This is a genomic window from Streptomyces sp. NPDC055025 (genome assembly GCF_053608565.1).
Window position 1 is genome coordinate 1 of sequence record NZ_JBSGVS010000121.1, and the last position, 12469, is coordinate 12469.

The following is a 12469-nucleotide window of genomic DNA, read 5'->3' on the forward strand; positions in this document are numbered from 1 at the left end:
GGTCGGTCCTGGGCGTGTGCCGCGCGGGGGGCCGTCGCTCCTGCCCGTCCCGCGGGGGGTACGGATTACCGCCGTTCGCGCAGCGAGTGCAGATGCGCGGCGGACTTGCGGGCGAAGGCGATCGAGTCCACCGGCTGGTCGTGCTCGACCTGCCAGTGGTGGTCACGGCGGCCACCGCGGGTCTTGTTCACCGCCGATATGAAGCGCTGGTAGTCGATGTCGCCGTCGCCGACGTCCACCATCCGGTACCCGTCGCGGGCGGCGATGTCCTCGATGCCGTCCTTGACATGGAAGAGCGGGTAGCGGTCGGGCTGCTTGAGCACATAGCGCAGCGGGTCGAAGGGGGCGGGCTTGCCCTCCGGGGTCTTGCTGAAGCGGAACTGGCCCGCGAAGGCCCAGTAGATGTCCATCTCCAGAAAGACCAGATCGGGGTCGGTCTCGGCCAGCAGGACGTCGTAGAGGCGGACGTTCGGCCGGTCGGTGGCGAAGGAGAACTCCTCCGCGTGGTTGTGCTGGTAGAACTTCAGCCCCCGTCGCCTGGCCGCCGCGCCATAGGTGTTGAAGTCCTCGGCGGCCCGCTTCCAGGCGTCCACGGTGGAGCCGTAGCGGAACGGTCCCGAGGCCGTCCCCACATGGTCGAGACCGAGGGCCTGGGCGTCGTCCAGGACCTGTTCGAGGTTCTGGGCGAAGCTGTAGGCGCCGGGGTTGTTGTCGTCGTAGTAGTTGACATGGCTGCCGATGGGCTTGAGCCCGTGGTCCCTGGCCAGCCGCTTGAGCTGGGGCAGGGTGATCTCCCCGGCGGAGCCCTGGGTGTAGCCGGCGAACTCGATCTCGTCGTAGCCGAAGCGCTCCAGCTCGTCGAAGACCTTGGCGAAACCGATCGTGGAGACCTTGTCGCGCAGTGAGTAGAGCTGGACGCCGAGGCGGCCGGTGGGCAGGACGGGCTGTCCCTTGCCGGGTCCGTGCCCATGACCGTGTCCGTGTCCCTTGCCGTGCGCGGCGGCCGGGGTGGCCGCGGCGCCGAGGACCGCGGCGGCGGTGGCGCCGGCCGCGACCCCGAGCATGGAGCGTCTGCTGAGCTTCTGCGCGAGCTCGGGGTCGGCTGACTTCTTGCGGCTCATTGCGGAACTCCTTCTGTCAGTGGGGTGTCAGTGCAGTCCGGCAAGGTGGAGGAGGAGCGACTTCACATCGGTGGCCGCGACACGGCCATCGACGGCACGGGGGGTGGAGCACAGGATGAGCGGACCTTCCTCGTCGCTCGCGGGAAGCCGCCCGTGGCTGCCGCGGATCGGTGAGGGATCGAGAGGCACGACCGCGAGCCGGTAGCGCATACCGAGCTTCTTGCGGGCGATCGCCTTGGCCGCCTTGAGCTTGACGTACGGATCGAGCGGGTCCATGAACAGCTCGACCGGGTCGTATCCCGGCTTGCGGTGGATCTCGACGAGCTGGGCGAAGTCGGGCGCCCGGTCGTCGTCCAGCCAGTAGTAGTACGTGAACCACGCGTCGGGTTCGGCGATGGCGACCAGTTCGCCCGAGCGCGGGTGGTCGAGACCGTGCGCCTTCTTGCCCTCGTCGTCCAGGATCTGGTCGATCCCGGGCAGGTCCTGGAGCGCCTCACGGGTCGCGTCGAGATCCTCGGGACGGCGCACATAGACATGGGCGAGCTGGTGGTCCGAGACGGCGAAGGCCCGGGAGGCCATCGGGTCGAGATACTCCATGCCGTCCTGGGTGTGGACCTCCAGCAGCCCGGCCCTGCGCAGTGCCCGGTTGATGTCGACGGCCCGGGAGACCCGGGTGATGCCGTACTCGGAGAGCGCGACGACGGTACGGCCCTCGTCCCTGGCGTCGTCGAGGAGCGGGGCCATGGCGGCGTCCAGCTCGGCCGCCGCGCGGTGGGAGCGGGGGTCGTCAGGACCGTAACGCTGGAGGTCGTAGTCGAGATGCGGCAGATAGCAGAGCGCCAGATCGGGGGTGCGGGTGCGGATGATGTGGCGGGTGGCGTCGATGATCCACTGGGAGGAGACGATGTCGGCGCCCGGTCCCCAGAAGTGGAAGAGCGGGAACGTGCCGAGCTTCTCGGTGAGTTCGTCGTGCAGCGCCGGCGGACGGGTGTAGCAGTCGGGTTCCTTGCGGCCGTCGGCGTAGTAGACGGGGCGCGGGGTGACGGTGTAGTCGGTGTCCGCGCCCATCGCGTACCACCAGCAGATGTTGGCGACCGTGTAGCCGGGGTGGACCCGGCGGGCGGCGTCCCAGAGCTTGTCGCCGGAGACCAGGCCGTTGTGCTGGCGCCAGAGCAGTACGTCGCCCAGGTCGCGGAAGTACCAGCCGTTGCCGACGATGCCGTGCTCGGCGGGAAGGGTTCCGGTGAGGAAGGTGGACTGCGCGCTGCACGTGACGGCGGGCAGCACCGTACTCAGCGGGGCCTGGGAGCCGGAACCGGCCAGCTTGCGCAGGTTCGGCATGTGCGCGAGCAGTTGGGGCGTGAGCCCGACGACATCCAGGACCAGAAGGGGGGTCGGCGACGCGGCCGGGGTCTCGGTCATGGCAGCTCCTTCAGGCCGAGGTCGACCAGCAGGTCGCGGGCCAGGGTGAGTTCGGCGGCGATCCCCTCGGCGAGCTGTCCGCGCGAGCGGGGACGCAGCTCGGCCGGGAGCGCCTGCCAGGTATAGGTCTCGACCTCCAGATGGCGGGTCCTCGGCACGGCGCCGCCGATCAGCCGGGTGAGGGTGTCCTGGAGCACCGGAAGCGTGGAGGTGAGTGGCGGGGCGGGCGGCGCGTGCAGCGGCACATGGAAGTGCGCGCGCCAGGGGGCTCCGTCGGGCAGCGTCTCGCCGCCGAGTGCCTCGTCCAGATCGTCGGTGCCGCGCAGCCCGGCGGCGGTGCGGGTACGGGTCTGGTGGAGGAAGCGGGGCTCGGCGAACGCGCCGAGTGCCTCCCGTACCTCCGGCAGATGCGGGTGCTCGGCGTGCAGGGCCGCGGAGAGCTGCGCCTTGGGGATGACGACGCCCGCGGCCTCCAGCGCGCCCAGGGCGGTGGCCGGGTCCTCGAAGGAGGTGGCGAGATGGCAGGTGTCGATGCAGATGCCGATCCTGCCGCTGCCGATCTCCGTGAGCGGGCCGATCGCGTCGGTGGTGGTCTCGACGGTGCAGCCGGGCTCCGGTTCCAGGGCGATCCTGATGGACTTGCCCGTCAGGTCCTCCAGCGCGTCGAGCCGTCCGGCGAGCGTGGTCAGCGCGGTGCGGGCGGCGCGGGCCGCCGGGGCGTCGAAGTCGGTGCGCCAGGCGAGCGGGAGGGTGGAGACGGAGCCCTCGGTGACATCGTCCGGCAGCAGCGAGGCCAGCAGCCTGGCCAGATCGCTGGTGTGGGCGAGCCGCTCCGGATCGGCCCAGTCCGGCTTGTAGACGCGGTACTTGACCTCTTCGGCGCCGAATCCCTCGTAGGGGAAACCGTTGAGCGTGACGACTTCGAGGCCGCGCCGGTCCAGCTCGGCGCGGAGTCCGCGCAGCGCGGCGGGGTCGTTGATCAGGGCCTGGGCCGCGCCCTTGGCGAGCCAGAGGCCGATACCGAGACGGTCGCGGCCGAGCCGTTTGCGTACCGGCTCGCAGTGGTCGCGCAGCTGGGCGAGTACGCCTTCGAGGTTCTCGGCGGGGTGGACATTGGTGCAGTACGAGAGATGGACGGTGGAGCCGTCGGGGTGGCGGAAGCGCATGGGGTCACTCCCCGCCGCGGAGGATGGAGTTGCCCTCGTGGAGGGCCTCCGGTGCGGGGACGTCGAGCTGGAGTCTCCCGCTGAGCCCGTAGAAGGCGACGGGGTTGCGCCACAGGACCTGGTCGACGTCGTCCTCGCCGAAACCGGCGGCGAGCATCGCGTCCGCGACCTTGCGGGTCTTGAGCGGGTCGCTCTTGCCCCAGTCCGCGGCCGAGTTGACGAGCACCTTCTCGGTGCCGTGGGCCTTGAGGACGGTGACCATACGGTCCTCGTCCATCTTGGTGTCGGGGTAGATGGAGAAGCCCAGCCAGCTCCCGCTCTCCGCCGCGTCCTTGACCGTCGTCTCGTTGAGATGGTCGAGCAGGACCCACTCCGGGTCGAGGGCGGATTCCCGTACGACGTCGATGGTGCGGCGCAGGCCCGACAGCTTGTCGCGGTGCGGGGTGTGGACCAGCGCGGGCAGCCCGTGGTCGGCGGCGAGCTGGAGCTGCGCGGCGAGCGCGGTGTCCTCGGCCGGGGTCATGGAGTCGTAGCCGATCTCGCCGACGGCGACGACACCGTCCTTGGCGAGATAGCGGGGCAGGGCGTCCAGCACGGGCGCGCAGCGGGGGTCGTTCGCCTCTTTGGGGTTGAGGGCGAGCGTGCAGTGGTGGGCGATGCCGTACTGGGCGGCGCGGAACGGCTCCCAGCCGAGGAGCGCGTCGAAGTAGTCGAAGAAGCTCGCGGGAGAGGTACGGGGCTGGCCCAGCCAGAAGGACGGCTCGACCAGGGCGCGGACGCCGGAGGCGTACATCGCCTGGTAGTCGTCCGTGGTGCGGGAGGTCATATGGATGTGGGGGTCGAAGATGCGCATCAGGACTCCTCGCCGGTCAGATACAGCGCGTGGTGCAGGTCGGCGGGTACGGGACGGCCTGCCGCGGTGCGCTCGGCCGCGAAGTCGGCGAGCATACGGGCCAGTTCGGCGTCTCCGTGGGCGCGTCTCGCCAGGCCGTCGACGGCGGCGACGGGCACTTCGGTGAAGAGGCACTTGAGGATGGCGTGCCGCCACGCGTGGGGGTCGAGGTGGGCGGCGGCGTACGGACCGACGGCGGCGGCGACCAGCCGGGTGTCGTTGGTCCGCAGGGCGTCCTCGATCAGCGGCAGCGCGCCGGGTCCCGTGACGCGGTGGGGCAGGACGAGCAGCACGGCGCGGCGTTCGGCGGCGGTGCCCTGGTGGTAGAGCCGGGTGAGGGTGGCGAGGCCGGCGCGGGCCTCCTGGAGGAGCAGGACGCGTACGGAGTCGGCGTGTTCCTGGCCGCAGTGGCGTCCGGCGGCGGCGAAGCGCAGCTCCCAGGGGGCGGCGGCAACGTTGTCGCTCTCCTCGGTGCGTCCGGGGTCCGCGGCGGCCTCCGCCGCTTCGGCGAGGGCCGCGTCGAGCCAGGCTCCGGCGGCTCCGTCGAGCTGGAGTGCGAGCTGGAGTGCCGGCTCCTCGCGGGTGGGGGGCGGGTCCGAGGTCATGCTGCTGCTCCCTTCGTACGGAGGAAGTCCAGGGAGGTACGGGCGAGTTCGGGACCCGCGTGGGAGTGGCGGGGCAGTTCGACGACGGTCAGGCCCTCGTAACCGGTGGCGGCCAGCGCGGCGAGCACCGGCGGGAAGTCGATCTCGCCGTCCCCGAAGGGCAGATGCTCATGGACGCCGCGCCGCATGTCCTCGATCTGCACATGGCGCAGCCAGGGCGCGGCCTCGCGGACGCAGTCGACGGGCGAGGCGGGCTCCAGACACTGGCAGTGGCCTATGTCGAGGGTGAGACCGAGCGGGTCGGGGTCGCCGAGCCGGTGTCTGAGCTGGTGGAAACCGGCGATGTCCGGGACGAGATGGCCGGGCTCGGGCTCGACGGCGAGGGGGATGTCGGCGTGCTCGGCGGCGTTGACGACGGGGGTCAGCGCCTCTTCGAGCCGTTTCCACGCGGTGTCGGTGTCGGTGCCCGGCGGGGTGACCCCGCTGAAGCAGTGCACGGCGTGCGCGCCGAGGTCGGCGGCGACCTGAACGGCCGTCAGCAGCAGTCCCGTCCGGGCGGCGCGGCCCTCGGGGTCCGGGTCGAGCAGGGTGGGACCGTGCTTGCGGCGCGGATCGAGCACATAGCGCCCGCCGGTCTCGACGGTCACCCCGAGCCCCAGCTCCCCCAGCCGGCGGGCGACCCGCTGGGTGCGGGCGGCGAGATCGGGGGCCATGGGGTCGAGATGCATATGGTCGAGGGTGAGTCCCACCCCGTCGTAGCCGAGATCGGCGAGGAGCCCGAGCGCGTCGTCGAGCCGGAGATCGGTGAGCCCGTTGGTGCCGTATCCGAAACGCAGACTCATGTGAGGCTCACTTTCCGTGCGAACGTCCGTGCCAGTGGTACGAGCCCCATGATTCCGAGCGCGGTCCCGGCGGCCCCGCCGCGCGCGGCGAGCGCCGCCTGGAGCGGGATCATCGCGCGGATCCCGCCCCCGACGGCGCGCTGGGTGAGCGGCGGGGAGGGATTGAGCGCGGCGTGCGCCAGCGGACGGCCCGCGGTTCCGACGTAGACGGCGGCGAGCCCCCCGGCGGCGAGGGAACCGGCGGAGGCGGGGGTGCCCTTGCGCCACCGCCCGGTCAGGACCCCGAGCCCGGCGGTCCCCACGAGCGCGGCGAGCGGTGCGAGGGCGGAGCCGCCCTGTGCCTCCTGGCGCGACACGACGGTGACCCCGACGGTGTGCGCCCCGAGCACGGCCGCGGCGGGCAGCGCCTTGCGGACGGCGCCCGCGCCGGCCGGCCGTCCGCGACCATGGGCCGGTGTCGGCGTCGGCGTCGGCGTCGGGCGCGCGGGCGTGGCGCGCGGGGCGCGGGTCCGGGACGCCGTCGCCGTCGCGCCCAGGAGCAGATCCAGGGATCTCGCCGCGCCCATGGCCAGTGGGCCGGCCGGGGTGTGTTTGAGATGGAGGTCGTACGACCAGACCGCGGCGGCCAGGGCGGTGCCGATCGCGAGGGAGGGGCGGCCCGCGCGGGCGGCGAGGGTCAGTCCGGTGGCGGTCAGGGCGGCGGCGGCCGTCAGGGCCGCCGCCGGGGTGATCCGGCCCGACGGGATGGGGCGGTGCGGGCGGTCCACGGCGTCCTCGTCGCGGTCCGCCCAGTCGTTGAGCGCCATGCCCGCCTCGTAGAGACAGAGCGACGCGCCCACGGCCAGCGCCGTGCCCCGGTTGGGGCGTACGCCGAGGGCCGCCGCGCCGGCCAGGGCGTCGCCCGGGACCGTGAACAGGGCCGACACCCGCAGCAGTTCCGCCCAGGCGCGCAGGCTCACCGGCTCTCCCGCAGCCGGTCGGCGAACCCCAGCAGCGCCTCGAACTGCTCGGCGAGCGCCGCCGGTCCGCCGTCCGGATCCTTGAAGTAGAAGCCCAGCTCGGGCAGGGGACCGCTCAGCCCCGCCTCGTGCGCGCGCGACACCAGCCGCGCCAGATCGAGCACCAGGGGCGCCGCGAGCGCGGAGTCGCACCCCTGCCAGATCGTCTGGAGGATCATCCGCGAGCCGAGGAAGCCGTCGAAGGCGATATGGTCCCAGGCCGTCTTCCAGTCGCCGAGCGCCGGCACGTCGTCGATATGCACCTCGCCCTCGGGCGCCGTGCCCAGGGTGTCGGCGAGTACGCGCTCCTTGCCCGCGTTCTTGGCCGCGGCCGCGCCCGGGTCGGCCAGCGCCGCTCCGTCCCCGCCGCCCAGCAGGTTCGTGCCCGACCAGGCCCGTACGGTCAGGGCGCGCTGCACGAACATCGGGGCGAGCACGGAACGGAGCAGCGTCTGGCCTGTCTTGCCGTCGCGGCCGGCGTGGGGAAGTCCGCCGGCCTCGGCGGCCGCTGTCAGGGCCTCGGTGCGCAGCCCGGTGGACGGTGTGAAGTTGACGTACGAGCAGCCGGCCCGGACCGCCGCCGCCGCGTACAGCGAGCTGGCGGGCAGCCGCGGATCGCCCGGCGCCGGAGTGGGTTCGGTGGAGGAGACATTGACGACGACCGTCCGCGCGACACCCGTACGCCGGGCGAAGCCCGCGATGTCGTCGGCGAAGGCGGCGATGAGTTCCTCGTCGCTCCTGGTGTCCCCGGGCTGGGGGCCGCCGGTCCTTATCTCCTGGTCGGCGGCGCTCAGTTCGGCGTGGATCGCGGCGGGCAGACCGTGCGGCAGCACCCCCGCGACGGTCAGCTCCTCCGCCCGCTTGGGCAGCGGGCAGCTCGCCGTGTCATGACCGCCGAACACGAGCGAGGAGAGGGCGGGAAGGCCCGTCCCCGCGAAGGGCGCGGTCTCGGTGACCATGCCGGTCGCGGGATGGAGCCCCGCCGTGACCGCCGCGCATCCCGCGACAGCCGTCGTGGCGACGGAGCCGCGCGCTCCGACGAACCAGACTCCGGTGCGTACTGCAGTCGATTCCGTACCGCTCGTCATCACGGGCTGCCTCCCTGCCGATGGTGTGGTGGTGGTTGGTGGACGGCGGGCGGGGGGTACGGCGCCTCCCCGCCCGCCGCCGGCTGACGGGCCGCCCTTCCTAGGAGTCCCTAGGAGGCCGGCAGTTCCTTGAGCTGGATGTTGCGGAAGGACGCCTGGTCGTCAGTGCCGTGGTTCTGCAGACCGATGTAGCCGTCCTGGAGACTGCGCTCCGGGTCCTTGTTGGTGAAGTCGTTGACCTTCGCTCCGTTGAGGAAGACCTGGAGACGCTCACCCTGGACCCTGATCTCGTAGCTGTTCCACTGCCCCGGCGGGCGCAGGACCCGGTCCCTGCCCTTGACGTCGGCCGACTTGAAGCCGTAGACCGAGCCGGTGGTGCGGTCCGGGGTGTCGGTGGCGTCGATCTGGACCTCGTACCCCTTGTCCACCGCGGACCAGGGGTCGTCGGAGGCCGGGAAGCCCACGAAGACACCGGAGTTGTCGTCCCCGTCCAGCTTCCAGTCCAGCTTCAGGGAGTAGGACTTCAGCTCCTTGGCCTGGTACCAGAGCAGACCCATGCCGCCCTCGGAGCGCAGTTCACCGTTCACGACGTTGAACTTGCCCGGTCCGGCCTGCTTCCAGCCCTCCGAGGTCTTTCCGTTGAAGAGGTCCCGGTAGCCGGTCTGCGGCTCGCAGTCCGCCTTCACCTGGCCGGCCGCGTACCGCAGTCCGCCGAGGAGATGCTGGCGGAAGGCGGCGTCCGCGTAGGACTCCTTGGTGTGGCCGCCACCGGTGTAGAAGGCACGGCCGCCCTCGTAGGTCTGGCACCAGGCGATCGGGTGATCACCCTTCATCGTGCCGCCCTGGTAGGTGGTCTCGTCCAGGGTGGCGAGGACCCGTGCCTGCTCACGCGGGTTGGTGCGGTAGTTGTACCACTCGTCGGTGCGCTGCCACTCGTCGTCGAGATGCGCGGTCGACGGGTGGTCGTGGTCCTCGACGCGTACGGTGGCCGACTGGATCTGCGGGTGGGACTGGAAGTACGCCCCCACCAGACCGCCGTAGAAGGCCCAGTCGTACTCGGTGTCGGCCGCCGCGTGGACGCCCATGTAGCCGCCGCCGGTGGCGACATAGTTCTCGAACGCCTTCTGCTGGTCGGCGTTGAGGACATCACCGGTGGTGGAGAGGAAGACCACCGCGTCGTACCGGGCCAGGTTGTTGGTGGTGAACTGCGCGCCCGTCTCGGTGGAGTCGACCTTGATCCCGGTGGTCGCGCCCAGCTCCTTCAGCGCGGCGACACCCTGGGGAATCGAGTCATGACGGAACCCGGCGGTCCTGGAGAAGACCAGAACGCGCTTCTCGGTCCTGCCGGCCTCGGCCGTGGAGATCTCGAAGTCGTCCAGGTCGAAGAGGGCACCCCCGCCGACACCGCCCTTGAAGACCAGGAACAGCTCGGTGGTCTTCTTCGGTACGGAGCGCAGCGGTACGTCGATGTCCTGGAAGGTCTCCCAGCCGCCGGTGATCGGGACCGGCGAGGAGCCCAGCAGCTCACCGGTGGCGGAACCCGTGCGTACTTCGAGGAACCCGCCGGCGCCGCCGGAGGAGATCCGCGCGGTCAGGGTCTTGGACCCCTTCAGGTTGTACGGCGTGAAGGAGATCCAGTCGCCGTCGTCGATGTCACCGACGGTCTTGCCGCCGTTGGCCGGTGCCTTGTCGTAGGTCCTGATGCCGGAGGAGGCGCTGAAGTGCTCGGCCTGCCGGTGGCGCGGCTGGAGCTGCGACTGGTCGTGGCTGGTGATCGGGGCCTGGCCGCCGCCTCCGCCGTCGGTGTACTCGGCGTCGATGACACCGAAGATATTGGCGTTGGGGTCGTGCTCGGTGTCGGCGGGCGCGGTGATGACACCCTCACAGCCGTTGACCGAGGTGATCGGGTGGCCGTGGCTGTCATGGCCCAGGATGTAGCGGACGACGACCTTGGAGCAGTCGATCGGACCGTTGTCCCGGTCCTCCCGGTCCTTGACCTTCACCTTGAACGGGATGGAGTCACCGAAGTTGAAGAGGTGTCCCTCGTCGGGCAGGTCGAGCTCCACCTCGGGCGCGGTGTTGCCGACGACGATCCGCACGGAGGCGGTCGCGGTGCGCTCCGTCGGGTCGGTGACGGTGAGCCGTGCGCTGTAGGTGCCGTTCTTCTTGTACGTGTACGTGGGGTTGGCCTCGGTGGAGGTGCCTCCGTCGCCGAAGTCCCACGCGTAGGTGAGGGCGTCACCGTCGGGGTCCGAGGTGCCGGCGGAGGAGAAGACCGCCGTCAGCGGGGACTTGCCGGACGTCTTGTCGACGGCGGCCTCGGCGATGGGCGACAGCCCGCCGGTGGCGTTCTCGATCCGGTAGACGGCCGAGTGCTCGTCACCGCCGAACCAGGAGAGCCCGTAGTCGAGGACGTAGAGCGCGCCGTCGGGGCCGAACTCCATGTCCATGACCTGGGTACCGGTCCACGGGAAGGGGTTGATCGACTGGACGGTGCCGTCCTCGCCCTGCTCGATCCGCTTGATCCACTGGCGGCCGAACTCACCCGCGAAGAAGTCTCCGTCGTAGGACTCGGGGAACTTCACCGGGGAGTCCAGATCGGCGTCGTACCGGTAGACGGGACCGCCCGTCGGGGACTCGGAGCCGGAGCCGAGCTCGGGCACGCTGCCGCCGTCGTACGGGATCCACGCGGCCTGGGCCGGCGGAAGGTCCGTCAGTCCGGTGTTGTGCGGCGAGGTGTTCTTCGGCGCCGCGCAGTCGAAGGCGGCACCGGAGGCCTGCGTCGCGAAGTTGTAGTCGACGTACGCGTCGTTGTCGCCCGTGCAGTACGGCCAGCCGAAGTTGCCCGCCTCGGTGACCCGGGCGAACTCCACCTGTCCGGCGGGGCCGCGGGTCGCGGACGCGGCGCCGGCGTCGGGGCCGTAGTCACCCACGTAGACGATGCCGGTCTTCTGGTCCACGGAGATACGGAAGGGGTTGCGGAACCCCATCGCGTAGATCTCGGGCCGGGTCTTCTCGGTGCCGGGGGCGAAGAGATTGCCCTCCGGGATGGTGTACGAGCCGTCCTCGGCGACCTTGACACGGAGAACCTTGCCGCGCAGGTCGTTGGTGTTGCCCGAGCTGCGCTGCGCGTCGAACGCCGGGTTGCGGTCCGGGCGCTCGTCGATCGGCGTGTAGCCGTCGGAGGCGAAGGGGTTGGTGTCGTCACCGGTCGACAGATAGAGATTGCCGTCCGCGTCGAAGGCGATGTCGCCGCCGACGTGGCAGCAGGTGCCGCGGGAGGTGGCGACGTCGAGGACCTTCTTCTCGCTCGCCTTGTTGAGGGTGCCGTCCTCGTTCAGCGTGAAGCGCGAGAGGCGGTTGTACCCGTCGAAGGGGGCGAAGTCGGCGGCCGTGCCGTTCTCGGGCGCGTCACCGGCGGGGGTGTTGAGCTTGGGCGCGTAGAAGAGATAGATCGCGCGGTTCTCGGCGAAGTCGGGGTCGACCCCGACGCCCTGGAGGCCTTCCTCGTCATGGTTGTAGACATCCAGTGTGCCGGCGATGGTGGTGTCTCCGCCGGCGTCGGTGATCCTCAGTGTGCCGTCGCGCGAGGTGTGCAGCACCTGCCGGTCCGGCAGGACGGCGAGCGACATCGGCTCGCCCACCTCGTCGGCGCCCTTGGCGAGGGTCACCTGCTGAAAGCTTTCCTCCGCGACCGGGTGATCCGGGTGCGCGGCGGCGGGTACGGCGCTGATGCTCGAACCTGCGAGCAGGGCGCCCGTCAGGAGTGCGAGGAGGGTTCTGGCTCTGGGGCGTTTTCTGTGCACGAAAGTCCTCCACAATGGGCTGTTCGTACGTGCGGGTTGCCAATGGAGCGCGCACATGCGATCGCGCTCGCCTCTGGGGGGCGGTGCTCGTCCCGCACCGGATCCCCGGGGGAGGTGGCTGTGTCACCGACATGCGCCGTCACATCGGAGACCACCTATGTCCTGTACATCTCAGTGGACCGTAGCTGTGTTCGTCCGGGACCGAAAGACCTTGCGCAGAGGAGATGTTGTACTTTTTCCTCCCTCAGGACAAAGACTTGAGGGCAGGCCGAAGTGACCGGGCCCCTCCTTCTTTGGGGGCTCGGTTCGCCTCCGGGGCGCTTCATGTCGGCGCCGACAGTCGATCGTGCTCGGCCGCTCGTTCCTCACGGCCTGCGCGCGTTCTCCTTTTCGGCACCGACGCGCCCCTTCGGCTCACTCGCCGGTGGGCGTGCGGGGCCGGAACGAATCCGCACCCGGGCGACCGGGGTGACCGGGGGCGGGGGCGGCTCGTTCTTCGGTTCGCCCGCCGGGCGGGCCGGGGTGGGCC

The 12469-nt window shown here is 71.0% G+C and carries 9 protein-coding genes; all 9 read right to left on the bottom strand.

From position 1 onward, the window contains the following. Positions 1-65: 65 nt before the first annotated feature. Positions 66-1121: a sugar phosphate isomerase/epimerase family protein gene (locus ACWGDX_RS38450; RefSeq protein WP_453633350.1), complete on the bottom strand. Its 1056-nt coding sequence runs from the start codon at positions 1119-1121 to the stop codon at positions 66-68. A 27-nt stretch (positions 1122-1148) separates the two neighbouring features. Continuing rightward, complete coding sequence (locus tag ACWGDX_RS38455) at positions 1149-2543, bottom strand: alkaline phosphatase family protein (protein WP_453633352.1); 1395 nt, start codon at positions 2541-2543, stop codon at positions 1149-1151. Next, complete coding sequence (gene eboE / locus ACWGDX_RS38460) at positions 2540-3709, bottom strand: metabolite traffic protein EboE (RefSeq protein WP_453633354.1); 1170 nt, start codon at positions 3707-3709, stop codon at positions 2540-2542. The genes ACWGDX_RS38455 and eboE overlap by 4 nt, the downstream gene beginning before the upstream one ends. A 4-nt stretch (positions 3710-3713) precedes the next feature. Continuing rightward, positions 3714-4562 (bottom strand): TatD family hydrolase, encoded by an 849-nt coding sequence (locus tag ACWGDX_RS38465; protein WP_363085521.1) that lies wholly within the window; start codon positions 4560-4562, stop codon positions 3714-3716. Beyond that, complete coding sequence (locus ACWGDX_RS38470) at positions 4562-5206, bottom strand: EboA domain-containing protein (protein WP_453633356.1); 645 nt, start codon at positions 5204-5206, stop codon at positions 4562-4564. Before ACWGDX_RS38470 ends, ACWGDX_RS38465 begins: the two co-directional genes overlap by 1 nt. After that, positions 5203-6048, bottom strand: coding sequence for a sugar phosphate isomerase/epimerase family protein (locus ACWGDX_RS38475; protein WP_453633358.1), 846 nt, complete (start codon positions 6046-6048; stop codon positions 5203-5205). The genes ACWGDX_RS38470 and ACWGDX_RS38475 overlap by 4 nt, the downstream gene beginning before the upstream one ends. Further along, entirely contained in the window at positions 6045-7007 is a 963-nt protein-coding gene (locus ACWGDX_RS38480; protein WP_453633360.1) for an SCO3242 family prenyltransferase, read from the bottom strand. The genes ACWGDX_RS38475 and ACWGDX_RS38480 overlap by 4 nt, the downstream gene beginning before the upstream one ends. Beyond that, positions 7004-8134: an inositol-3-phosphate synthase gene (locus ACWGDX_RS38485; protein ID WP_363085578.1), complete on the bottom strand. Its 1131-nt coding sequence runs from the start codon at positions 8132-8134 to the stop codon at positions 7004-7006. Before ACWGDX_RS38485 ends, ACWGDX_RS38480 begins: the two co-directional genes overlap by 4 nt. A 110-nt stretch (positions 8135-8244) precedes the next feature. Further along, positions 8245-11940, bottom strand: a complete 3696-nt coding sequence (locus tag ACWGDX_RS38490) for a ThuA domain-containing protein (RefSeq protein WP_453633362.1) — start codon at positions 11938-11940, stop codon at positions 8245-8247. Positions 11941-12469 lie beyond the last annotated feature (529 nt).